This window comes from Micrococcus endophyticus (genome assembly GCF_014205115.1).
Lineage (GTDB): Bacteria > Actinomycetota > Actinomycetes > Actinomycetales > Micrococcaceae > Micrococcus > Micrococcus endophyticus.
On the sequence record NZ_JACHMW010000001.1, the window covers coordinates 1,151,961 to 1,173,903 of the forward strand.

23 protein-coding genes are annotated in these 21,943 nt (G+C 73.9%); 3 read left to right on the forward strand and 20 right to left on the reverse strand.

Translation table 11 applies throughout. From position 1 onward, the window contains the following. Positions 1-33 precede the first annotated feature (33 nt). From HDA33_RS05225 to HDA33_RS05245, 5 genes are all read right to left on the reverse strand, one after another. Positions 34-1,764, reverse strand: a complete 1,731-nt coding sequence (locus tag HDA33_RS05225) for a DEAD/DEAH box helicase (protein ID WP_184173796.1) — start codon at positions 1,762-1,764, stop codon at positions 34-36. An 82-nt stretch (positions 1,765-1,846) separates the two neighbouring features. After that, positions 1,847-2,194, reverse strand: coding sequence for a DUF3039 domain-containing protein (locus tag HDA33_RS05230; protein WP_184171602.1), 348 nt, complete (start codon positions 2,192-2,194; stop codon positions 1,847-1,849). Positions 2,195-2,217: 23 nt separating this feature from the next. Beyond that, complete coding sequence (locus HDA33_RS05235) at positions 2,218-3,816, reverse strand: Tat (twin-arginine translocation) pathway signal sequence (RefSeq protein ID WP_184171604.1); 1,599 nt, start codon at positions 3,814-3,816, stop codon at positions 2,218-2,220. Beyond that, positions 3,807-4,748, reverse strand: coding sequence for an ABC transporter ATP-binding protein (locus HDA33_RS05240; RefSeq protein WP_246416876.1), 942 nt, complete (start codon positions 4,746-4,748; stop codon positions 3,807-3,809). The genes HDA33_RS05235 and HDA33_RS05240 overlap by 10 nt, the downstream gene beginning before the upstream one ends. 107 nt (positions 4,749-4,855) lie before the next feature. Then, positions 4,856-5,803 carry a co-chaperone YbbN gene (locus HDA33_RS05245; RefSeq protein WP_338104263.1) on the reverse strand — a complete coding sequence of 316 codons (948 nt, stop codon included), beginning with the start codon at positions 5,801-5,803 and terminating at the stop codon, positions 4,856-4,858. A 232-nt stretch (positions 5,804-6,035) separates the two neighbouring features. Here HDA33_RS05245 and HDA33_RS05250 point away from each other — a divergent pair, with 232 nt between their 5' ends. After that, the gene (locus HDA33_RS05250; RefSeq protein ID WP_420826924.1) at positions 6,036-7,292 is read left to right on the forward strand and encodes an AI-2E family transporter; all 1,257 of its coding nucleotides are present in this window, start codon (positions 6,036-6,038) and stop codon (positions 7,290-7,292) included. A gap of 30 nt (positions 7,293-7,322) precedes the next feature. Here HDA33_RS05250 and HDA33_RS05255 read toward each other — a convergent pair whose 3' ends face one another. Next, entirely contained in the window at positions 7,323-7,682 is a 360-nt protein-coding gene (locus HDA33_RS05255) for a hypothetical protein (RefSeq protein WP_184171608.1), read from the reverse strand. A gap of 66 nt (positions 7,683-7,748) precedes the next feature. Here HDA33_RS05255 and nucS point away from each other — a divergent pair, with 66 nt between their 5' ends. Both nucS and HDA33_RS05265 read left to right on the forward strand, forming a co-directional pair. Further along, positions 7,749-8,444: an endonuclease NucS gene (nucS, locus tag HDA33_RS05260; RefSeq protein WP_158493371.1), complete on the forward strand. Its 696-nt coding sequence runs from the start codon at positions 7,749-7,751 to the stop codon at positions 8,442-8,444. After that, positions 8,422-9,711, forward strand: a complete 1,290-nt coding sequence (locus HDA33_RS05265) for an N-acetylglucosamine-6-phosphate deacetylase (RefSeq protein ID WP_184171610.1) — start codon at positions 8,422-8,424, stop codon at positions 9,709-9,711. The genes nucS and HDA33_RS05265 overlap by 23 nt, the downstream gene beginning before the upstream one ends. Before the next feature lie 12 nt (positions 9,712-9,723). Here the strand turns inward: HDA33_RS05265 and HDA33_RS05270 are convergent, their stop codons facing one another. The 14 genes from HDA33_RS05270 to prfA all read right to left on the reverse strand — a co-directional run bounded on the left by HDA33_RS05270 (position 9,724) and on the right by prfA (position 21,880). Beyond that, a complete protein-coding gene (locus tag HDA33_RS05270) occupies positions 9,724-10,113 on the reverse strand; it encodes a DUF2550 family protein (RefSeq protein WP_338104265.1) in 390 nt (129 codons plus the stop codon). A 35-nt stretch (positions 10,114-10,148) separates the two neighbouring features. Beyond that, the gene (locus HDA33_RS05275; RefSeq protein ID WP_184171614.1) at positions 10,149-10,424 is read right to left on the reverse strand and encodes a F0F1 ATP synthase subunit epsilon; all 276 of its coding nucleotides are present in this window, start codon (positions 10,422-10,424) and stop codon (positions 10,149-10,151) included. Positions 10,425-10,430: 6 nt separating this feature from the next. Further along, positions 10,431-11,888 (reverse strand): F0F1 ATP synthase subunit beta, encoded by a 1,458-nt coding sequence (gene atpD / locus HDA33_RS05280; RefSeq protein WP_017488404.1) that lies wholly within the window; start codon positions 11,886-11,888, stop codon positions 10,431-10,433. 53 nt (positions 11,889-11,941) lie between these two features. Next, the gene (locus HDA33_RS05285; protein ID WP_184171616.1) at positions 11,942-12,835 is read right to left on the reverse strand and encodes a F0F1 ATP synthase subunit gamma; all 894 of its coding nucleotides are present in this window, start codon (positions 12,833-12,835) and stop codon (positions 11,942-11,944) included. A gap of 84 nt (positions 12,836-12,919) precedes the next feature. Further along, entirely contained in the window at positions 12,920-14,554 is a 1,635-nt protein-coding gene (gene atpA / locus HDA33_RS05290; RefSeq protein ID WP_017488402.1) for a F0F1 ATP synthase subunit alpha, read from the reverse strand. Positions 14,555-14,645: 91 nt separating this feature from the next. Continuing rightward, positions 14,646-15,458 carry a F0F1 ATP synthase subunit delta gene (locus tag HDA33_RS05295; RefSeq protein ID WP_246416879.1) on the reverse strand — a complete coding sequence of 271 codons (813 nt, stop codon included), beginning with the start codon at positions 15,456-15,458 and terminating at the stop codon, positions 14,646-14,648. Then, positions 15,458-16,012, reverse strand: a complete 555-nt coding sequence (locus HDA33_RS05300) for a F0F1 ATP synthase subunit B (RefSeq protein WP_184171619.1) — start codon at positions 16,010-16,012, stop codon at positions 15,458-15,460. Before HDA33_RS05300 ends, HDA33_RS05295 begins: the two co-directional genes overlap by 1 nt. An 88-nt stretch (positions 16,013-16,100) precedes the next feature. Beyond that, positions 16,101-16,310, reverse strand: coding sequence for an ATP synthase F0 subunit C (locus HDA33_RS05305; RefSeq protein WP_158493380.1), 210 nt, complete (start codon positions 16,308-16,310; stop codon positions 16,101-16,103). Between the two features lie 154 nt (positions 16,311-16,464). Continuing rightward, positions 16,465-17,265: a F0F1 ATP synthase subunit A gene (gene atpB / locus HDA33_RS05310; protein ID WP_184171621.1), complete on the reverse strand. Its 801-nt coding sequence runs from the start codon at positions 17,263-17,265 to the stop codon at positions 16,465-16,467. Between the two features lie 211 nt (positions 17,266-17,476). Beyond that, on the reverse strand, positions 17,477-17,947 hold the full coding sequence (locus HDA33_RS05315) for a hypothetical protein (protein WP_184171623.1): 471 nt from the start codon (positions 17,945-17,947) through the stop codon (positions 17,477-17,479). Then, on the reverse strand, positions 17,944-19,083 hold the full coding sequence (locus tag HDA33_RS05320; protein ID WP_184171625.1) for an MraY family glycosyltransferase: 1,140 nt from the start codon (positions 19,081-19,083) through the stop codon (positions 17,944-17,946). The genes HDA33_RS05315 and HDA33_RS05320 overlap by 4 nt, the downstream gene beginning before the upstream one ends. 9 nt (positions 19,084-19,092) lie before the next feature. Then, positions 19,093-19,863, reverse strand: a complete 771-nt coding sequence (locus HDA33_RS05325) for an L-threonylcarbamoyladenylate synthase (protein WP_246416881.1) — start codon at positions 19,861-19,863, stop codon at positions 19,093-19,095. Continuing rightward, positions 19,860-20,774 (reverse strand): peptide chain release factor N(5)-glutamine methyltransferase, encoded by a 915-nt coding sequence (gene prmC / locus HDA33_RS05330; RefSeq protein WP_338104266.1) that lies wholly within the window; start codon positions 20,772-20,774, stop codon positions 19,860-19,862. Before prmC ends, HDA33_RS05325 begins: the two co-directional genes overlap by 4 nt. Next, complete coding sequence (gene prfA, locus HDA33_RS05335; protein ID WP_184171627.1) at positions 20,771-21,880, reverse strand: peptide chain release factor 1; 1,110 nt, start codon at positions 21,878-21,880, stop codon at positions 20,771-20,773. Before prfA ends, prmC begins: the two co-directional genes overlap by 4 nt. Between the last annotated feature and the right edge of the window lie 63 nt (positions 21,881-21,943).

Sequence of the window (21,943 nt, forward strand, 5' to 3'; positions counted from 1 at the left end):
CCGCGCGCCGGGCGCCGCGCGGCCGCCGCAGGCTCATGTCCGCCCGACGAACCAGCCGCGCAGCGTGCTCAGCCGCTTCTCGAGCTGGTCGCGGCTGGCCTGGGCCACGGCCGGGCCGCCGGAGACCTCGCGGAGCCGGTTGTGGATCACCCCGTGCGGGGTGCCCGAGCGCGCGGACCACGCGGAGACCGTCTTGGACAGCTCGGAGCGCAGCTCCTTCATCCGCCGGTGGTCCACGACGTCGGCCGGCTCCTTCGCCGAGGCCTTCGGCCGGCGCTGGACCTGCTCGGCCTGGCGCTGGCGCAGCAGGGCGGAGACCTGCTCGGCGTCCAGCAGGCCTGGGATGCCCAGGAAGTCCTGCTCCTCCTCGGAGCCCACCGCGCCGCCGAGGCCGAACTCGCCGCCGTCGAAGAGCACCTTGTCGAAGCTCGCGCGGGACTCCATGGCCTCGAACTTCCCCCGCAGCAGCGCGTCCGAGCCGGACTCCTCGCGGTTGGCCTGCGCGAGCAGGTCCTCCTCGGGCGCGTCCTCGAGGTCCTCCACGTCCACGCCGCCCTCCCGGCGGTCCAGGGCGTGGTCCCGCTCGAGCTCCATCTCGTTGGCCAGCAGCATCAGCTGCGGCACCGAGGGCAGGAACACGGAGGCCACCTCGCCGCGGCGCCGGGAGCGCACGAAGCGCCCCACCGCCTGCGCGAAGAACAGCGGGGTGGAGGTGGAGGTCGCGTACACGCCCACGCAGAGGCGGGGCACGTCCACGCCCTCGGACACCATGCGCACGGCCACCATCCACCGCTCGTCCGAGGCGGCGAACTCCTCGATGCGGTCCGAGGCGCCCTTGTCGTCCGAGAGGATCAGCGCGGGCCGCTGGCCCGTGAGCGCCTCGAGCTGGGCGGCGTAGGCGCGGGCGTCCTCGTGGTCCGAGGCGATCACCAGGCCGCCGGCGTCCGGCACGCCGCGGCGCACCTCGGAGAGGCGGCGGTCCGCGGCGCGCAGCACGGCCGGGATCCACTCGCCCTTCGGGTCCAGCGCGGTCCGCCACGCGGAGGCCGTGATGTCCTTCGTGGCGGCCTCGCCGAGCTGGGCCTCCATGACCTCGCCCGTGGACGTCTTCCAGCGCATCTGACCCGAGTACGCCATGAAGAGCACGGGGCGCACCACATGGTCCCGCAGGGCCGGGCCGTAGCCGTAGGTGTAGTCCGCCTTCGAGCGGGACAGCCCGTCCGGGCCGTCCACGTACTCCACGAACGGGATGGTCGAGGTGTCCGAGCGGAACGGGGTGCCGGTGAGGGCGAGGCGGCGTGCGGCCGGCTCGAACGCCTCGCGGATGCCGTCGCCCCAGCTCAGCGCGTCGCCGCCGTGGTGGATCTCGTCCAGGATCACGAGGGTCTTGGCGGCCTCGGTCCGGTTGCGGTGCAGCACGGGCTTGTTGGCCACCTGCGCGTAGGTGAGGGCGACGCCCCGGTACTCGGAGCCGTGGCGGCCGTCCGCGTTCTTGAAGTTCGGGTCGATCGCGATGCCCACGCGGGCGGCGTTGTCCGCCCACTGGCGCTTGAGGTGGTCGGTGGGGGCGACGACGGTCAGCCGCTGCACGACGCCGGCGTCCAGGAGGATCTTGGCCACGCGCAGCGCGAACGTCGTCTTGCCCGCGCCGGGCGTCGCCACGGCCAGGAAGTCCTGCGGGCCGGTCTCGAGGTACTTCTCGAGCGCCTCCTGCTGCCACTGGCGCAGCTTGGGGGCCGTGCCCCACGCGGCGCGCTCGGGCATGGCGGGGGGCAGGTCCTCCCCGATGTGGAAGAGGTCGTGCTGGACTGCGCCGTCCGGGGTGCCGCTCGCCGAGGAGCGGCGCTCAGCCACGTCCGCGGCCTCCGAACCAGCCGCCGCGCTTGCCGCCCCCGGACCCTGCGTCGTCGCCGTCCTGGGGCTCGCGCAGGCCCTCGTAGATCTCCTGGCAGGTGGGGCACACGGGGAACTTCTGGGGATCCCGGCCCGGCACCCACACCTTGCCGCACAGGGCGATCACGGGGGCGCCGGTGACGGCGGACTCGGTGATCTTCTCCTTGCGGACGTAGTGGGCGAAGCGCTCGTGGTCGCCCGGCTCGACGTCCTGCAGCTGCTGCTCGCGCTCGAGGACGGACGTGCCGCCGCCGGCGGGCGAGAACGGGTCGGTCAGGTCGGGTTCGCCGGTCACACTCATGCCGGACAGTCTAGCCGCGCGCCTCAGAACGCGGCCACGGCCTGGTAGGTCTCGGCCTGCGCCCGGTCGTACCACGCGGCCCCCATCCGCACGCCCAGCCACAGCGCCACGGCGCCCCAGGCCAGGCCCACCGCGAGGGTGGCCCACCCCCACACGGCCGACTGCGTGACGAGCGCCACCACGAAGGGCACGACGACGGGCACGGCCAGCGGGACGACCACGAGCATGGCGGCACCCTGCACGAGCATGATCCGCATGGTGGCGCCCTGCGGCGTCTTGAACGGGCTCTCCCCCGGCTTCGGCACCGGGTACACGAACCGCGCCGAGACGAACGCGGACATCGCCGCGGTGACCCCGAACAGTCCGAGGGTCAGTCCCAGCAGGGCCGGCAGCAGGTCCCACCGGCCGGCGGCGGCCGTGGTGGCCACGGTGAGGACCACGAGCGCGGGCACACCCCAGCCGGCCAGGCCCATGACGCGGCCCCAGCGGTCGTCCGCCCCGCGCACCCCGGAGACCACGTGCAGGTGGAACGCCGTGTGATCGTAGGCGATGTCCGCGGAGATCGAGTAGGCCAGCGCCCAGGCGGAGACGGGGCCGAGCATCGTCAGCATGCCGAGTCCCGGCCCGGCGTCCCCGCCGGCGGTGGAGGCGAACCAGAGGACGGCGGCCAGCACGGGGATCATCACGAGGCCCGCGGCGTACCGCGGATCGCGCAGCCAGTAGCGCTGGGCGCGGGCCGCGATCGCGGTGCGCGGGCCCGTGGCCGGCCGGCCCAGCCAGCGCAGCGGGGCCCCGTCCGCGCGCCCGGCCTCGCGGGCGGAGCCGCCGCCCACGGCCACCGGCTCCACCGTGCGGCGCACGGCCAGGTGCCACAGGGCGAGCGCCGCGAGGCACCACGCGGCGGCCACGAGCAGGTGCGCCGCCGCCCGCAGGCCCTGGCCCTCGGCCACGGCCCACGCGGCCGCCGGGCCGGCACCGAACGGGGTCCAGGCGGCCACGGCCGCGACCCGCGGCGCGACGTCGAACAGGTCCCCCAGCGAGTTCAGGGTCTGGGCGACGATCACGCCGCTGAGCATCACCGGGATCAGCAGGGCGATGGAGATCACCTCCCGCACCCGGCGGCGGCCGGCGTACGCGGCCATCAGCCCGGCGAGGCCGTACCCCGAGGCGACCGCGGTCACCGCGGTCAGCGCGCCGCCGACCAGGCCCGCGGCGAGGGCGGCCGGGATGTCCCACCAGCTGAGCCCCGTGCCCAGCATCACGATCAGCGTGGCCAGGCCCGCCGGCGTGGTGAAGGCGCTCAGGGTCAGGCCCGCGATGAGCGTGCGGGCGCGCACCGGGAACAGGACGAAGCTGTGCGGGTCCAGCGTGGCGTCCACGCCGGTGATGAACGGCGGGATGAGCAGCCACCCCAGCGCCAGCGCCGACGCGACGAGCACGGTCACCGTGCCGCGGTCCACGACCCACGCGTCCGGCAGGAACGTCACCAGCATCACGACGACGAACACGGCCAGGCCCAGCACGTACAGGGCGCCCAGCACGGCGAACACGAGGGTGAACGTGGAGCGGCGCCACTGGTTCAGGGTGAGCGCCCAGCGCAGGCGCACGAGCGTCAGAGCCATGCCAGGCCCTCCTGCTCGTGGCGGCCGCCCACGAGGTCCACGAACCGGTCCTCGAGGTCCCGCCCGGCGCGGACCTCCTCGAGGGTGCCGGCCGCGCGCAGGGTGCCGCCGGCGATCACGGCCACGTGGGAGCACATGCGCTGGACGAGGTCCATCACGTGGCTGGAGACGATCACGGTGCCGCCGCGGCCCACGTAGTCGTGCAGGATGTCCCGGATGTTGGCCGCGGAGACGGGGTCCACCGCCTCGAAGGGCTCGTCCAGCACCAGCACATCCGGGGCGTGGACCATGGCGGCGGCCAGGCTGATCTTCTTGGTCATGCCGGCGGAGTAGTCCACCACGAGCTTGCGGCCGGCGTCGGCCAGGTCCATCACGCGCAGCAGGTCCTCGGTGCGGGCGGCCACCGTGTCCGCGTCCACGCCGTGCAGCAGGCCCGCGTAGGTGACGAGCTGGGCCCCGGTGAGCCGGTCGAAGGTGCGCACGCCGTCCGCGAGCACACCCACGCGGCGCTTGGCCTCGAGCGGCTGCGCCCACACGTCAACGCCGTGGATCCAGGCCTGGCCGAGGTCCGGGCGCAGCAGGCCGGTGGCCATGGACAGGGCGGTGGTCTTGCCCGCCCCGTTGGGGCCCACCACGCCGTAGAAGGAGCCGGCCGGCACGTCCAGGTCCAGCCCGTCCAGCGCCGTCTTGTCCCCGAAGCGCTTGGTCAGGCCGCGGGTGACGAGGGCCAGGTCCGGGTCCGGGGCGTCCACGGCGCGGCGGCGCGCCGCGGCGCTGGGGGCGACGGCGGGCGCCTCGTCCGGGGCGGGCCCGGCGTGCGGGGCCTCGGCGGAGGACGGTGCGGTGCGGTGCGACCCGGTCGGGTGGGCCTCGGTCGGGTGCGGCTCGGTCGGGTGCTCCGTGCGGTGCGGCTCGGCGGGATGCTCGCTCATGCCGACGACGCTAGCGGAGTCCGGCCGCGCCCCGCCTCCCCCGCGAGGGGGATTCCCCGCGCGGTGCGGGCGGGGGCGGTCGGACGGGCGGGGGCGCGGCCTCGGACTCAGAAGAGGGCGGCGGCGAGCCGGCGGCGGGAGGCCGTCACGCGCGGGTCGTCCACGCCGACCACGGTGTACAGGTCCACGAGGTGGGCCCGGACCGTCTCGCGGTCCTCCCCCGGGTGGAGGGCGATGAAGCGCACGAGCCGGGCGAAGGCGTCCTCCACGTGGCCGCCGAGCACGTCCAGGTCCGCCACGGCGAGCTGGGCGGCCGCGTCGTCGGGGGCGTCGGCGGCGGCGGAGCGCACGGCGGCCGCGTCCGCGTCGCGGGTGCGCAGCATCAGCCGGGCGGCCGAGAGGCCCTGCTGGGCGACGGGGTCGGCCGGGGTGTCCTTCAGCGCCTCCTCCCACGCGGCGACCGCGCCGGGCAGGTCGTCCGCGGCCAGGGCCGCGTGGGCGGCGCGGTGCAGCGGCGGCACGGGCGGCGCCGCCGGGGCGGGCTCGGCGGCGTCGGCGCGCGCGGGCGCGACGGCGGGGACGGACCCGGCCACCCCGTTCTCGCGGGCCACCTCGAGGATCTCGCCCATGAGCTGCTCGAGCGTCTCGGCCGGCACCTCCTGGTTGACCAGCGGCACCGGCTGGCCGGCCACCACGGCCATCACGGCCGGGCCCGCGCCGAGGCCGAGCGCCTGGAGCACGGAGGGGTCCGCCGCGACATCGATCCGGGCCAGCACCAGGCGGCCGGCCTGCGCGTCCACCGCGTCGGCGAACTGCCGGTAGAGCGCGTCGCTGGAGGCGTCGCCGGGCACGTGCAGGTGCAGGAGCACGGGCACCTGGGCGGAGAGCTGGACCAGCTGCTGGAGCAGGCGCTGGTCCGCGTCCGGGATCACCCACGACCCCCCGCCCTCGGCGCCGCCGGCGGGCGGGGCGGAGGGGGCCGGGGACCCGAGGGAGGACAGGTCGACGGCGCCGCGCAGGTGCGCCGGGGAGTCGGAGGGGGGCTGGGCGGTCACGTCGGTCACGGTCCTTCCGGGTCGGGCTGTCGGTCCGGCCCCACGGTAGTCCCCCGCCGGGCACCGGGTCAGGCCGCGGTCGCTGACGTACGCTGAGCGCGTGCAGGAGAAGGAGCCCGCGTCCGGACCGGACGCCCCCGTCCACGACGAGGCCCGACCCGTCCCCGGGGCCGACGGCGCCGTGCCCGGCGGCCCCACGCCGTCGAGCCCCGCGCCCGCAGGCCCGGCGTCGGTGGAGCCCGTCGACCCGACCGCCGCGCCGGACTCTGCCGCCCCGGCACCCCTGCCCGCGTCCGGGCGGGTCCCCCGCCGCCGTCGGCGTCGAGGGCGCCTGATCCCGCTGCGCGGGGTCCTGCGCCGCCGTCGCCCGGTGTTCCTGGCCGAGGACCGGGTGGACCCGGACCCCGAGCACCCGGGGCCGAAGCCGGCCGGGGAGCCTCCCGTCACCGCGGTGACGGTGGAGTCCCCCGTGGCGACCGGCTTCCTGCTCACCGTGGGCGTCGCCCTGGCGCTGGCCGTGGTGTGGGTGCTGCGGACCAACGGGCAGCTGCTCGTGTGGATCGCCGCCGCCCTGTTCATCGCCCTTGGCCTCGACCCCCTCGTGCGGCGGGTGGAGTCCTGGGGCGCGCCCCGCTGGGCCGGCGTCCTCACCGCCGCGCTGGGCCTGGCCGCCGTCGCCAGCGCGTTCGTGGCCCTGCTGGTGCCCACCGTCGTCGAGCAGTCCCGCCAGCTCGTCGAGGGGCTCCCCGGCACGATCGAGGACGTGATGACCTCCGCCTGGTTCATCGAGCTGGACCAGGAGTTCCACATCCAGGAGGCGGTCCGGGCCCAGACCGACCGGCTCACCACAGACGGGGCGGCCGTCACCGACCTGTTCGGCGGGCTCCTGGGGATCGGGCAGACCGTGCTGAACGCGTTCTTCTCCGTGTTCGTGGTGGTGGTCCTGACCCTCTACTTCCTCGCCTCGCTGCCGCACATGAAGTACTGGGCCTACCGCCTCGCGCCGCGCTCGCGCCGCCCGCAGGTGGAGCGCCTCTCCGAGAAGATCACCTCCTCGGTGGGCCACTACGTGATGGGCCAGTCCTTCGTGGCGGCGCTCAACGGCACCGTCGCCTTCACGGCGCTGGCCATCGCCGGCACCCCCTTCGCCGTCCTGCTGGCCGCCTTCGCGGCCTTCATGGCGTTCATCCCGCTGGTGGGCGCGGTGATCGGCGGCACCGTGCTGACGCTGCTGAGCCTGCTGACCTCCTGGCAGACGGCGGCCGTGTTCGCCGCGATCTACTTCGTCTACCTGCAGATCGAGGCCTACGTGGTCTCCCCGCGCGTCATGGCCCGCGCCGTCGCCGTGCCGGCCGCCGTCGCCGTCATCGCCGTGATCGCCGGCGGCGCGCTGCTCGGCGTCCTGGGCGCCCTCATGGCCATCCCGCTGGCCGCGGCGCTGTCCCTGCTGGTCCGGGAGGTCTTCATCCCGCGCCAGGACGCCCGCTGAGCCCGCCGGCGACGACGACGCGCCGGGGCGTCAGCGGCCGACGCGCGTGCGCCAGCAGACCGGGTGCCAGTGGCGGCGGTCCGCCCCGGCGTCCTCGTCCCCCATGATCCAGTCCGAGCGCCACGCGACCAGGTGCGCCTGGCCCTGGCGGATCGCCCGCCCGCAGCCCGGGCACGTGTAGTCCTTCACCGCGCGCCAGGAGGGGATCTGGCGGACGTGCCAGCCGCCGTCGCCGCCGGACTGGTGCGAATAGCCCGGGTCCAGGCCCAGGAGCTCCTCCAGGGGGTCCGCCATCCCGGGCCCCGGGCGGGTCCGTCTCGAGGAGCCGGCGGCGCCGCGCTCGCCGCGGCGCGGGGTCGAGGAGCGGCGGGGTCGGTGGGAGCGGGGCATGCCCCCATGCTGGCACAGCCCGGCCGGTGCCCGCCCCCGCGCGCCCGGGACGCCTAGACTGGCTCGGTGCGTCTCGTCATCGCCCGCTGCTCCGTCACCTACGAGGGCCGCCTCAACGCCCACCTGCCCCCCGCCACGCGCCTGCTCATGGTCAAGGCGGACGGAGCCGTGCTCGTGCACTCCGACGGCGGCTCCTACAAGCCGCTGAACTGGATGAGCCCGCCCGCCACCCTGCACACCACGGCGCCCACCGCCGAGCAGGCCGAGCAGGGCGTCGTCGAGGTGTGGCGCGTCCAGGCCGCCAAGTCGGACGACCGCCTCATGATCCTCATCGAGGAGATCCTCGCGGACCAGTCCCACGAGCTCGGCGCGGACCCCGGCCTCGTCAAGGACGGCGTGGAGGCGGACCTGCAGCGGCTGCTGGCCGAGCAGATCGGCCTGCTCGGGGACGGGCACACCCTGGTGCGCCGCGAGTACATGACGGCGATCGGCCCCGTGGACATCCTGGCCCGGGACCCCGAGGGCGGCACCGTGGCCGTGGAGCTCAAGCGCCGCGGGGACATCGACGGCGTCGAGCAGCTCACCCGCTACCTCGAGCTGATGAACCGCGACCCCCTGCTGGCCCCCGTGCGCGGCGTCTTCGCCGCCCAGCAGATCAAGCCGCAGGCGCGCACGCTGGCCGAGGACCGCGGCATCCGCTGCGTCACCCTGGACTACGACGCCATGCGCGGCGTGGACGATGCCGAGTCCCGCCTCTTCTGAGCCCCTCCTGCGCGCCGCCACGGGCCCGTCTGTGCCGGCCGAGCCGAGCGGCGACCCCCAGGCCCTGACCGTCGTCTGGGAGGAGCCCACCGCCGGCGGCGCCCCCGACGACGCCGCCCCGGTCCGCCTGCGCTGGGCCGGCCCGGCGGCCGAGGCGCCCCGCGGGCTGCTGGACCGGGTGCGCCCGGGCGGCCACGCCCGCGCCCGGCGGATCACGCCCCCGCTGGTCGACCACCACGTCCACGGCGGGGCCGGGGTCGACCTGGCCACATCCGGCGCGGAGGACATCCGGCGCTGGCTGGCGGAGCTGCGGGCCGCGGGCGCCTCCGTCGTGCTCGGCTCGCTGCCGGCGCTGGTCCCGGCGGACTTGGCGGCCGCGCTCGAGCGGCTGCGGCCGCTGTGGGAGGACGGCGCCCTGGCCGGCGTCCACCTGGAGGGCCCGTTCCTCTCCCCCGCCCGCGCCGGCGCCCAGCACCCGGCCGCGCTGTGCGCGCCCGACTCGACGGCGGGACGACGGGTGCGCGAGCTGCTGCGGGCGCAGCCCCGCGGCTTCGTCCGCACCCTCACGCTGGCCCCGGAGCTGCCGGGCGCCCGGGCGGTCGCCGCCGAGCTCGACGCCGCCGGGACGGTGCTCTGCCTGGGCCACACCGACGCCGGCCCCGCCGAGGTCGCCGCAGCCCTGGACTGGCCCCGGCCGGGGACCTCGGCGACCCCGGTGGCCACCCACCTGTTCAACGGGATGCGGCCGTTCCACCACCGCGATCCCGGGCCCGTGCCCACGCTGCTCGCGGCGGCCCGGCGCGGCCGGCTGCGGCTCGAGCTCGTCGCCGACGGCGCCCACGTGGCCCCGGAGCTGATGGCGCTGATCCTGGAGGATCCCGACCTCGCGGCGCAGACCTGCCTGGTCTCGGACGCGATCGCCGCCACGGGAGCGCCGTGCGGCACCGTGCATCGGCTGGGCCCGGCGGTGGTGCACGCGGCGCCGGACGCGCCGCGCCTGGGCGAGCCGGCGGAGGACGGACAGGGGTCGAAGGCCACCGGTCCGGAGGACGGCGGCCGGGCGCCGCTGGCCGGCGGGCGCCGCACCCTGGTCGAGGCGGTCACCGCCCTGCTGGCCACGGGCCTGGACGCGGACGCCGTGCTGCGCGCCGCCGTGCTCGTGCCGCGGCGCAGTCTGCCGGAGACGCCCGCGCCAGAGCTCGAGGACGGAGTGCTCGTGTGGGGCGAGGGGCGTCCGCTGGTGGCGCTGCCCGCCGCGCGGGCCTAGAGGGGCGCCGGTTCAGCGGCGCCAGAACGAGGACGCCGCGGACGGGCCGGCCTCGCTCCAGGCGCGCAGGGCGCCGGCGTCGTCCGGGTCCACGACCACGGTGACGGAATCCCGGCCGCCGTCGAGCTCGAGGACGGCGCGGCCGTCCTCGGCCACGGGCAGCCGGTCGATCTGCAGGTCGCAGCGACCCACGCTCCAGCGCTCGCGCCGGATCATCCAGCGGCCCGTGAAGAGCAGGCGCGTCTCGTCGTACACCCCGATGACGCGCTCCCGGGGCCGTCCGTGCCCCTCGAGGACGGCCGGGAAGGCGGCGGACGTGCGCAGGAGGGCCCGGCGCCGCACCGCCAGGGCGAAGGCCGACAGCGCGAACACTGCCAGCACACCCGCCAGGGCGATGAGCACCGGGCCCTCCAATGTCAGGTCCTGCCGACTTCGCGTCAGGCCGCCGAGGCGTCGCCCAGACGGGCAGACGTCGCGGCGATCACCACGCGGTCGTGGTCCACGGAGAAGAAGCCTCCGTGGGCCTGGGCGGTGACGGTCCCGCCGTCGACAGCCCGCACCACGACCTCGCCGTCGCCGAGGACGGCGAGCATCGGAGTGTGGCCGGGGAGGATGCCGATCTCACCGTTGACGGTGCGCGCCGAGACGGCCGACGCGGCGCCCGACCAGATGGACCGCTCCTCGGAGACGATCTCCACGTTGAGCTCAGCCATGATCGATCAGCCCTCGGCCTGGATCTTGGCCCACTCGCGCTCGACGTCGTCCAGGCCGCCCACGTTGTAGAAGGCCTGCTCGGCGATGTGGTCCAGGTCGCCGTCGGCGATGGCCTTGAAGCCCTCGACGGTGTCCTTGATCGGCACGGTGGAGCCCTCCACGCCGGTGAACTGCTTGGCGGTGTAGGTGTTCTGCGAGAGGAACTGCTCGATCTTGCGGGCGCGCGCCACGGTGATCTTGTCCTCCTCGCCGAGCTCGTCGACGCCGAGGATCGCGATGATGTCCTGCAGCTCCTTGTTCTTCTGCAGGATCTGCTTCACGCGGATGGCGGTGTCGTAGTGGTCCTGGCCCACGTACTGCGGGTCGAGGATGCGCGAGGTCGACGCCAGCGGGTCCACGGCCGGGTACAGACCGCGGGACGCGAGGTCACGGGTCAGGTTGGTGGTCGCGTCGAGGTGCGCGAACACGTTGGCCGGGGCCGGGTCGGTGTAGTCGTCCGCGGGGACGTACACGGCCTGCATCGAGGTGATGGAGTGGCCGCGCGTGGAGGTGATGCGCTCCTGGAGCACGCCCATCTCGTCCGCGAGGTTCGGCTGGTAGCCCACGGCGGAGGGCATGCGGCCCAGCAGCGTGGAGACCTCGGAGCCGGCCTGCGAGAAGCGGAAGATGTTGTCGATGAAGAGCAGCACGTCCTGGTTCTGCACATCGCGGAAGTACTCCGCCATGGTCAGCGCGGACAGGGCCACGCGCAGACGCGTTCCCGGCGGCTCGTCCATCTGGCCGAACACGAGGGCGGTGTCCTTGAGGACGTCCGCCTCGTCCATCTCGACCCAGAGGTCGTTGCCCTCACGGGTGCGCTCGCCCACGCCGGCGAACACCGAGGTGCCGCCGAAGTTGCGGGCCACGCGGGTGATCATCTCCTGGATGAGCACGGTCTTGCCCACGCCGGCGCCGCCGAACAGGCCGATCTTGCCGCCCTTGATGTACGGGGTCAGCAGGTCGATGACCTTGATGCCGGTCTCGAGCATCTCCGTGGAGCCCTCGAGGGAGGCGAAGTTCGGGGCGGCGCGGTGGATCGGCCAGCGCTCCTCGAAGTTCAGGGAGGAGGTCTCCACGTCCAGGGTCTCGCCCAGCACGTTGAAGATGTGGCCCTTGACGGCGTCGCCGACGGGCACGGAGATGGGGGCGCCGGTGTCCACGACGTCGGTGCCGCGCACCAGGCCGTCGGTGGACTGCAGGGAGATGGCGCGGACCATGTTGTCGCCCAGGTGCTGGGCGACCTCGAAGGTCACCGTGCGGCGCTGGCCGTTCAGGTCGATCTCGGTGGTCAGCGCGTTGTAGATCTCCGGCATGGCGTTCGCCGGGAACTCGGCGTCGATCACGGGGCCGATGACGCGGGAGACGCGTCCGGTGGCACCGCCGGTGGGGGTCCCGGTGCCCTGGTCAGTGATGGTGGCAGTCATCTCTCTCACTTCTATCGTGTGTGGATGGCGAGTCTGGTGAGTCCGGTACGGGCTCAGGAGTTGTTGAGCGCGTCCGCGCCCGCGATGAGCTCGGTGAGCTCCTGGGTGATCTCCGCCTGACGGGCGTTGTTCATCAGGAGCGTGTAGTCCTTGATGAGGCCAGAGGCGTTGTCGCCCGCCGACTTCATGGCGCGCTGACGGTTGGCGAGCTCGGAGGCCGCCGACTGCAGCATCGCGTTGAAGATGCGCGACTCGATGTACTTGGGCAGCAGGGCGTCGAGGACCTCCTCCGCGTCCGGCTCGTACTCGTAGAGCGGCAGCACGTCCTCCGGGGCGGCGACCTCCTCCTCGACGACCTCGAGGGGCAGCAGGCGCACCACGTGGGGGTTCTGCTTCACGAGCGAGACGAACTCGGTGAACACGATGTGGATCTCGTCCACGCCGCCGGCGGCGGTGTCCGTGAGGAACGCGTCCACGAGCGTCTCGCCGATCTCGGAGGCGCGCTCCGCGGCGGGGGCGTCCGTCTGACCGGTCCACAGCTGCTTGTACTCGCGTGCGCGGAAGTCGAAGTACGTCTGCGCCTTGCGGCCCACCACGTAGACGTCCACGTCCTTGCCCTCCTCGCCCAGGCGGGTGAGGAGCTGCTCGGCCTTGCGCAGCACGTTCGCGGAGTACGCGCCGGCCAGGCCGCGGTCCGAGGACAGGATGAGCACGGCCGCCCGGGTCGGGTTCTCGGGCTCCGTGGTGAGGACATGATCGATGTCGTGCTGGCTCGACACGGCCGAGACGGCGCGGGTGATCGCGTTCGCATAGGGCAGCGACGCGTTGACGCGCTCGCGTGCCTTGGTGATGCGGGACGTGGCGATCAGCTCCATCGCCTTGAAGATCTTCTTCATCGACGACGTCGATGCGATCTTCTGACGGTAGACCCGGATCTGGGCTCCCATGGTGGTCCTTTCCCTGGCGGGAGGGCGGTCCGGCGTCGTTCCCCTTCGGGCCCGACGCCGGACCGCTCCCTCACCGACCTGCGGTCAGCGCTTCTGCTTGGTGATCTGCTCCTGCGCGACCTGGTCCTGCTCGATCGCGCGGTGCTCCTCGTGGCCGGCGTGCACGCCGCCGTCCTCCGAGGACTGGAAGCCCTTCTTGAACTCGGCGATCTCCGACTCGAGCGCGGAGACGGTGCCGTCCTCGAGCTTGCCGGTGGAGCCGATGTCCGTCAGGACGGAGCCGCGACGACGCAGGTGGTCGATGAACTCGCGCTCGAAGCGCAGCACGTCCTCGACCGGGACCTCGTCCAGGTGGCCCTTGGAGCCGGCCCAGATGGACACGACCTGCTCCTCGACCGGGTACGGCGAGTACTGCGGCTGCTTGAGCAGCTCCATGAGGCGCTCACCGCGGGCGAGCTGGCGGCGGGTGGCCGGGTCCAGGTCCGAGGCGAACATGGAGAACGCCTGCTGGTCGCGGTACTGCGCCAGGTCCAGCTTCAGCGTGCCGGAGACCTTCTTCATGGCCTTCACCTGGGCGGCGCCGCCCACGCGGGACACCGAGATGCCCACGTCCACGGCGGGACGCTGGTTGGCGTTGAACAGGTCCGACTGCAGGAAGATCTGGCCGTCGGTGATGGAGATGACGTTGGTCGGGATGTAGGCCGACACGTCGTTCGCCTTGGTCTCGATGATCGGCAGACCGGTCATCGAGCCCGCGCCCATCTCGTCCGAGAGCTTGGCGCAGCGCTCGAGGAGCCGGGAGTGCAGGTAGAAGACGTCGCCCGGGTATGCCTCGCGTCCCGGGGGACGACGCAGCAGCAGGGACACGGCGCGGTAGGCCTCGGCCTGCTTCGACAGGTCGTCGAAGATGATCAGGACGTGCTTGCCGCCGTACATCCAGTGCTGGCCGATGGCCGAGCCGGCGTAGGGGGCGAGGTACTTGAAGCCGGCCGGGTCGGACGCCGGGGAGGCCACGATGGTGGTGTACTCCAGGGCGCCGTGCTCCTCCAGGGTGGCGCGGACGCCGGCGATGGTGGAGGCCTTCTGGCCCACGGCCACGTAGACGCAGCGGACCTGCTTGTCGACGTCGCCCGACTCCCAGTTCGCCTTCTGGTTCAGGATGGTGTCCACGGCGATGGCGGTCTTGCCGGTCTGGCGGTCGCCGATGATCAGCTGGCGCTGGCCGCGGCCGATCGGGATCATCGCGTCGATGGCCTTCATGCCGGTCTGCAGCGGCTCGTGCACCGACTTGCGCTCGGTCACGGTCGGCGCCTGCAGCTCGAGGGCGCGGCGGCCCTCGGCCTGGATCGGGCCCAGGTCGTCGATCGGCTGGCCCAGCGGGTCCACGACGCGGCCCATGAAGCCGTCGCCGACGGGGACCGAGAGGATCTCGCCGGTGCGCTGCACCTCCATGCCCTCGCGGATCTCCTGGAACTCGCCGAGGACGACGACGCCGATCTCACGGGCGTCGAGGTTCTGGGCGAGGCCCTGGATGCCGTTCTCGAAGCGCAGCAGCTCGTTCGCCATGACGGAGGGCAGGCCCTCCACGCGAGCGATGCCGTCCGCGGCCGAGATGACACGGCCGACCTCGGTGCGATCGGTGCCCGACGGTTCGTACGATGCCGCGAAGTCGTTCAAGGCATTGCGGACGTCGTCGGCATTGATGGTCAGTTCGGCCATCTGCAGTCCCTGCTCTCTTGTGCTTGGTGCTCATCGTCGGGGCGATGAGGCTTGCGTTCGTGGGTGTTCCGGATACGGGCGGGGGGCCGGCTCAGCCGGCCATCCTCCGCTGGAGGTCGTTGAGGCGCGAGGCCATGGACCCGTCGACGACGTCGTCGCCGACCTGGACGCGGATGCCGCCCACCACGTGGGGGTCCACCGTGACGTCCATGACGAGATCGCGGTCGAAGGCGCGACGCAGGCCCAGGGCCAGTCGCTCCTGCTGCTCCGCCCCGAGGGGGCGGGCAACGGTGACCTCGGCGATCCACTGGCGCTGACGCTCGGCGACGACGTCCGCCGCTTGGCGGACGGCGGCGGCCGGCTTCACGCCGCGCGGGGCGGCGACGGCGCGCTCGACCAGCAGCTGGCCGGCCGGGCTGGCCGACTCGCCCAGGAGACGGCGGGCCAGGGCGGCCCGTGCCTCGACGGGGGCGTGCTGATCGGTGAGCGCGCGCTGCACCTCGTGCGAGTCCTCCACCGTGCGGTTGAACGCCAGCAGCTCACCCGAGAGGGCGGCCAGCCCGGCGTGTCCACCGCGTCCGGCCTCTGCGGCGGCCGCGTGGGCCGCCACCGTCTCGAGGGCGTCCCCGAGATCGCGCTCCGCCGACCAGCGGCGGCCGGCCAGGTCCTTGAGGACCTGCAGTGCACCGGGGGTCACCCGGGCGCCGAACAGCGAGTCGACGAGGCCGTGACGGCGGTCGGTGGTCCAGGCGGGGTCGGTCAGGGCCCGGCGCAGCGCGCCGTGCTCGTCCACCACGTCCAGCGCGCCGAACAGCTCGCGGGCCAGGGCCACGCCGCCCTCGTCCAGCACCGGACCGACAGCCTCCAGGGAGGCGGTCAGGGAGTCCCTCGATGCGCCCGTCATCATTCGGCGACACCTGCGCTCTGGTGACGGTCCAGGTCAGCCAGGAAGCGGTCGACCACGCGCTGGGAGCGGGCGTCGTCCTCGAGGGACTCGCCGACGATCTTGCTGGCCAGGGTGGTGGCCAGCGTGCCGACCTCGCCCTTGAGCTGCGAGGCGGCCTGCTGGCGCTCCGCGGCGATCTGGGCCTGGGCCTGCTCGGAGATGCGCGTCGACTCGGCGGTCGCACGCTCACGCGCCTCGGCCACGATCTCCGCGGCCTCGGCGCGGGCATCCTCGCGGATGCGGTTCGCCTCGGTGCGGGCGTCGGCCAGCTGCGACTCGTAGTCCGCCATCATCGCGTTCGCCTCGGCCTGGGCCTTCTCGGCCTTGGCGAGACCGCCCTCGATCGCCTCGACGCGGTCCTGGTAGGACTTCTCGAGGGTCGGGACGATGAACTTGATGACGATGAACATGAGCACGGCGAAGCCCACCGCCGTGATGAGGAGCTCCCACGGGTTCGGGACCAGGGGGTTGGCCCCTTCGGCGGCCGCGAGGACCAGTCCGTTGCTGATCATGTTTCAACCATCCTTCAGTCGTGTGTCCTACAGAGCGAGGGGTCGGAGCGACGCGGACACGGCGTCCGGCCCCGAGCCGTGCAGGAGGTCAGAGGACGAAGGCGAAGACCAGGCCCAGGATGGCGAGGGCCTCGGCGAGGGCGAAGCCCAGGAGCGCGATCGGCTGCAGGATGCGCTGGGCCTCGGGCTGGCGGGCCACGCCGTTGATGTAGGCGGCGAAGATGAGGCCCACGCCGATGGCGGAGCCGATGGAGGCCAGGCCGTAGCCCACGAGGTTCAGGTTGCCCGAGATTTCCATGGTGTTCCTTTCACGATGCCGAGGTGTCCGGCAGGGTTGTGGAGGTGCGGCCTCCCGGGTGGTCCTCCTGCGGAGGGCCGGGAAGTCTGGTGGCGGAGGATCCCGCCGGACCGTGGCCGCCGTGGGTAGGGTCCCGGGCGGCGGCCCCGGAAGATCAGTGGTCGTTCGCGTCGATCGCGCCCTGGATGTAGATCGCGGTCAGCAGCGTGAAGACGAAGGCCTGCAGGTACATGATCAGCAGCTCGAGGAAGTACAGGGCCACGGAGCCGATGATCACGAGGATGCCGGTGCCCTGCAGGGCGAGGCTGCCGGTCTGGGTGATGAGGAACGCGGCGCCGGCGCCGGCGAGCATCACGATCATGTGGCCGGAGAGCATGGTGGCCATCAGACGCAGGGAGTGGGTCAGCGGGCGAACGATGAAGTTGGAGATGATCTCCAGCGGCACGAGCAGCGGCAGGATCCAGCCGGGGACGCCCGAGGGGACGACGGCGAGCTTGAAGTAGCCCAGGCCGTGGTGGCGGATGCCGACGCCGATCCAGATCGCGTACACGATCAGGGCGATCGCGTAGGCGGAGCCGGCGTGCGAGAAGGACGGCAGCTGCAGGAACGGGATGGCGCCGAAGAGGTTGTTCAGCAGCACGAAGAAGAACAGCGCGAAGAGCAGCGGGACCCACTGCTTGAAGTTCTTCTCGCCCAGGATGTCCTTGGCGATGCCGTTGCGCACGAACGAGTAGCCGGACTCGGCGAGCCACTGGGCCTTGCCGGGCACGAGCTGGGGACGGCGCATGGCCCACGCGAAGAAGGCGGTGATGAGCACCACGGACAGCAGGACGAGCAGCATCTGCTTGCCGAAGCCGGTGCCGTACTCGGCGCCCCACGGGAAGATCTCCGGGAGGTGACCATCAGAGATGGTGGGGGGCACGAATGTTGCGTTGGCCAGCACGAGGGTCAGCACGCGGTTCCTCTCCGAAGTGATGCAGTCGACGGGACGGCAGCCCCGTCCCCGGACCACGGGCGACGCCGCTGCGTTGCGGGGCCTGCCGGTGCGATGCGAGACACGGATGGCGGCAGGATCTTGCCGTCGAAGTGTTCGCCCTCAACGATACCAAACGGTGACCCGTGCTCCGTACCGCGCGAGGGGGTCCGCGACGGGCCCCGGGCGCCGGTCAATCGGCGTAGATCCCCCGCCGGGTGCGCGCGAAGACGAGGACCTCGACGCACTGCCACACGAGGATCGCCACGAGCGCGGCGATCGCGGCCGCGTCGGGCAGGATCCAGTCCGGCCGCGGGACCGTGCCCAGCAGCACCGCGAAGGCCACGATCTTCAGGACGAACAGGCCCACGCTGACCGGCAGCGCGGCCTCGCGGGCGCGGTCCCAGACGAGCGCCGTCGTCGCCCCGGTGAGGGCGGACAGGACGAGGACCGCCCCCCCGCCGAGCAGCGCGGACGCGGCGGCGTCCGGCCCGCCCATGGCGAGCGCGACGGCGCAGACGACCGCCACCGCCGCGGCGGTCGCCGCGAGGCTCCAGGCGAGGATCCCCCACCAGCCGCGACGGTTCTCCCAGCGGCGGCGGCGCCGACGCCGGCGCGCGCGGGCGGAGCTCGGGGCGGCGTCGGGTGCGGTGCGGGGGCTCATGCGCCCTCCTCCGGGTCGAGGGCTGGTCCGGCGGTCGACGCGCCGGCGCGGCGCCGTCGGACGGGGGTGCGCAGGGTCAGGTACCCGGCGCCCAGGAGGGCGAGGCCGAGCACCGGCAGGACGATCATGTCGTCCACGAAGTTCAGGGAGACCGCGCCCCAGGCCACGAGGAACGCCCACAGCCACAGCAGCCACACGGCCTGGGCGTGCGTGTAGCCGCCGTCCACGAGCTTGTGGTGCAGGTGGCCCCGGTCCGCGGAGAACGGGCTGGCGCCCCGGGCGGTGCGGCGCAGCACGGCGAGGGCCAGGTCCAGCAGCGGCAGGGCGAGGACGGCGATCGGCAGCAGGATGGGCATGTAGGCGGGCACGTTGCGGAAGCGCATCCCGTCCAGCGCGTTCACGTCCGCGGTGACGGCGACGGCGGCGGCGGCCATCAGCAGGCCCAGCAGCATGGCCCCCACCTCGCCCATGAAGATCCGGGCCGGGAAGCGGTTGAAGGGCAGGAAGCCCAGGCAGGCGCCCACGAGCAGCGCCATCAGCAGCGTGGCCAGGTTGGCGTAGTCGAACTGGTTGATGGTGCGCGTGAGCAGATACGAGTAGACGAAGAACGCGGAGCCGCCGATCAGGGCGACGCCGGCCGCGAGCCCGTCGAGGCCGTCGACGAAGTTGAGGGCGTTCATGGTGAGCACCACGGCCAACACCGTCAGCGCGATCTGCATGGCCTCGCTGCCCACGGGGATCCACCCCACGGGCATGGCCTCGATCCGGATCCCGCCGAGGGCCACCGCGAGCCCGGCGCAGACCTGGCCCGCCATCTTCACCCACCAGCGCAGGTCCCAGAGGTCGTCCGCGATGCCCACCACGAGCACCACGGCGACGGCGACGAGCAGCCCGACCATGGCGGCGTCGTCCGCGTAGATCCCCTGGAGGAACGGCACCGTGCCGCCCACGGCCAGGCCCACGAGGACGGCGGCGGCCATGGCCACGCCGCCCAGCTTGGGGATGGGCCGGCGGTGCATGTCCCGCTGGCGCACGGGCGTGAAGACGCGCGCCCGCAGGCCGATGCGCCGCATGAGGGGCGTGAGGGCCCCGCAGGCGAGGGCCGTGACCACGACCAGGACGAGGTAGGCGCGCATGGGGGCCGGTCAGGCCTCCCGGCCCGCGCGGCCGGCGGCGTCGTCGCCGTCCGGGGCGGGGGTCGGCGCCGGTGCCTCGGCCACGGGCTCGGCCGCGAGGCGGTCGGCGGGCACCGGGGGCTCCTCGCCCTCGGCGAGCAGGTCCGGCACGAGCTCGCGCAGCGCCTCCAGCGGCACGGCGCCCTGGCGGGCGACGCGGAACGGGGTGACGGTGCAGTCCACGATCGTCGACGGCGCGCGGTCCTCGCGGGGGCCGGCGTCGAGGTAGAGGTCCACGGACTCCCCCAGCATCCCGCGGGCCTCCTCGGCGGTGGTCGCGGCCGGCATGCCGGTGCGGTTGGCGCTCGAGACGGCCATGGGCCCCACGGCGTAGAGCAGCTCGCGGGCGACCGCGTCGTCCGGCACGCGCAGGGCGACGGTGCCGCGGGTCTCCCCCAGGTCCCAGGTCAGGGTCGGCTGGGCCTTGAGGATCAGGGTGAGGGCGCCGGGCCAGAAGCGCTCGGCGAGGGCCTCGGCCTCGTCCGGGACGTCGTAGGCCAGGCCCGCCAGCACGCGGCGGTCCGAGATCAGCACGGGCGGGGGCATGGTGCGGCCGCGGCCCTTGGCCGCCAGCAGCACCGCCACGGCGCGCGGGGAGAAGGCGTCCGCGCCGATCCCGTACACGGTGTCCGTGGGCAGCACCACGCAGCCGCGGTCCCCGAGGACCTCGCGGGCGCGGGCCACGGCGTCCTCGAGTGCGGCCGGGTCCGAGACGTCGATGAAGTCACTCACGTCGGTCATTCTTCCATCTTCTGCGACCCGGACGGGCCCGCCGACCGCCGCGCGGTGAGGAAGCGGTCCCGGCCCGTCAGGTCCGCGTGGACGCGGACGTCCTCGAACCCGCCGTCCGCGCCGAGCGTCTCGATCAGGGCCGCGCCCTGCGTCTCGTGGTGCTCCATGGCGAAGAGCCCGCCTGGCACCAGCAGCGCGGCGGCCCGCGCGGCGATCCCCACGGGGATGCGCATCCCGGCCGCGTCCCCGCCGTAGAGGGCGCGGGCAGGGTCGAGCCGCGCCTCGGCCTGGACGGGCGTCTCCGCCTCGGGCACATAGGGCGGGTTGCTCACGACGACGTCCACGCGGCCCTCCAGCTCGGGGAGCGCGACAAGCGCATCGCCTTGTCGCAGGCGCACACCGTGCGGCTCCAGGTTGCGCCGCGCCCAACTGGCCGCCTCGTCGTCGAGCTCCACGGCGGTGACCGCCACGTCCCGCCCGTGCTCCTGCGCCCACGCGGCGACGGCCGCGGCGATCGCACCCGAGCCGGTGCACAGGTCCACCACCGTGGCCGCGGCCGGGCGTGCCGTCAGCTCCGCCAGGACCGCGTCCACGAGCAGCTCGGTCTCCGGGCGGGGCAGGAACACGCCGGGGCCCACCGCCAGGTCCAGCCCGTGGAAGAAGGCGACGCCCGTGAGGTGCTGCACCGGCTCCCGCCGCGCCCGGCGCGCCACGAGGGCCGCGAAGCGCTCGGCCTCCCCCGCGGTGCCCGCGGCCCCGGCGAACACCCGGGCCAGCAGCTCGCCGCGCCCGAGGCCGAGGACGTGGGCCAGCAGCAGTTCCGCGTCCACGCGCGGCGAGTCCACGCCGGCCTCGGCCAGCAGGCCCGTCGCCCGCCGCAGGGCCTGCGCCCACGGCTCCGACTCGTCCGCGTCGCTCACGCGTCCCCGCCCAGGGCGGCGAGGCGGCGCTCCTCGTCCAGGGCCAGGCAGGAGGCGACGACGGCCTCGAGGTCCCCGTCCAGCACGGCGTCCAGGTTGTGCGCCTTGTACCCGGTGCGGTGGTCCGCGATCCGGTTCTCCGGGAAGTTGTAGGTGCGGATGCGCTCGGAGCGGTCCATCGTGCGCACCTGGGCGGCGCGGGCGGCCGAGTCCTCGGCGTCCTGCTCCGCGCGCCGGCGCTCCAGCAGCCGGGAGCGCAGCACGCGCATCGCGGCCTCCCGGTTCTGGATCTGCGACTTCTCGTTCTGCATGGACACCACGATGCCCGTGGGCAGGTGCGTCAGGCGCACGGCCGAGTCGGTGGTGTTCACGGACTGGCCGCCGGGGCCCGAGGAGCGGAACACGTCCGTCTTCACCTCGTTCGGGTCGATCCGCACCTCGTCCGGGGCGTCCACCTCGGGCAGCACGAGCACACCGGCCGCCGAGGTGTGGATGCGGCCCTGGGACTCCGTCACCGGCACCCGCTGCACGCGGTGCACTCCGCCCTCGAACTTCAGGCGGGCGAACACGCCCTCGGCGGGGTCCGTGGCGCCGGCGCGGATCGCCACGTGCACGTCCTTGTAGCCGCCCAGGTCCGAGTGCGTGGCCGAGAGGACCTCCGTCTTCCAGCCCCGGGACTCCGCGTAGCGCAGGTACATGCGCAGCAGGTCGCCAGCGAACAGCGCGGCCTCCTCGCCGCCCTCCCCGCCCTTGATCTCCAGGATCACGTCCCGCGCGTCGTCGGGGTCCCGCGGGATCAGCAGCCGGCGCAGGCGCTCGGCGGCCGCCGTCTCGGCCTCCTCGAGGCCCGGCACCTCCGCCGCGAACGCCGCCGCGTCGTCGTCGCCGGCCGCGGCCAGCTCCCGCGCGTCGGCGAGTTCCTCGGCGGCCTCGCGCCACGCGGCGTGCGCCGTCACCACGGCGCCGAGCTCGGCGAAGCGGCGGTTCAGCCGGCGGGCGAGCACCGGGTCCTGGTGCACCGCCGGGTCGGACAGGCGCGCCGTCAGCTCTCGATGCTCCGCCAGCAGCCGGTCCACGGCCTCGCGCCGTTCCTCCGAGTCGAACACGTCCCTGCCTCTCCTCCCCCGGTCGGCCACGACCGGACGCCCTGACGCACACGGCCCCGTCCC

Coding starts and splice junctions, on each gene's coding strand:
- HDA33_RS05225 (WP_184173796.1), bottom strand. CDS start 1,764: ATGCCCGAGCGCGCCGCGTGGGGCACGGCCCCCAAGCTGCGCCAGTGG.
- HDA33_RS05230 (WP_184171602.1), bottom strand. CDS start 2,194: ATGAGTGTGACCGGCGAACCCGACCTGACCGACCCGTTCTCGCCCGCC.
- HDA33_RS05235 (WP_184171604.1), bottom strand. CDS start 3,816: ATGGCTCTGACGCTCGTGCGCCTGCGCTGGGCGCTCACCCTGAACCAG.
- HDA33_RS05240 (WP_246416876.1), bottom strand. CDS start 4,748: ATGAGCGAGCATCCCGCCGAGCCGCACCGCACGGAGCACCCGACCGAG.
- HDA33_RS05255 (WP_184171608.1), bottom strand. CDS start 7,682: ATGCCCCGCTCCCACCGACCCCGCCGCTCCTCGACCCCGCGCCGCGGC.
- HDA33_RS05265 (WP_184171610.1), top strand. CDS start 8,422: ATGCCGAGTCCCGCCTCTTCTGAGCCCCTCCTGCGCGCCGCCACGGGC.
- HDA33_RS05275 (WP_184171614.1), bottom strand. CDS start 10,424: ATGGCTGAGCTCAACGTGGAGATCGTCTCCGAGGAGCGGTCCATCTGG.
- atpD (WP_017488404.1), bottom strand. CDS start 11,888: ATGACTGCCACCATCACTGACCAGGGCACCGGGACCCCCACCGGCGGT.
- HDA33_RS05285 (WP_184171616.1), bottom strand. CDS start 12,835: ATGGGAGCCCAGATCCGGGTCTACCGTCAGAAGATCGCATCGACGTCG.
- atpA (WP_017488402.1), bottom strand. CDS start 14,554: ATGGCCGAACTGACCATCAATGCCGACGACGTCCGCAATGCCTTGAAC.
- HDA33_RS05295 (WP_246416879.1), bottom strand. CDS start 15,458: ATGACGGGCGCATCGAGGGACTCCCTGACCGCCTCCCTGGAGGCTGTC.
- HDA33_RS05300 (WP_184171619.1), bottom strand. CDS start 16,012: ATGATCAGCAACGGACTGGTCCTCGCGGCCGCCGAAGGGGCCAACCCC.
- HDA33_RS05305 (WP_158493380.1), bottom strand. CDS start 16,310: ATGGAAATCTCGGGCAACCTGAACCTCGTGGGCTACGGCCTGGCCTCC.
- HDA33_RS05315 (WP_184171623.1), bottom strand. CDS start 17,947: ATGAGCCCCCGCACCGCACCCGACGCCGCCCCGAGCTCCGCCCGCGCG.
- HDA33_RS05320 (WP_184171625.1), bottom strand. CDS start 19,083: ATGCGCGCCTACCTCGTCCTGGTCGTGGTCACGGCCCTCGCCTGCGGG.
- HDA33_RS05325 (WP_246416881.1), bottom strand. CDS start 19,863: ATGACCGACGTGAGTGACTTCATCGACGTCTCGGACCCGGCCGCACTC.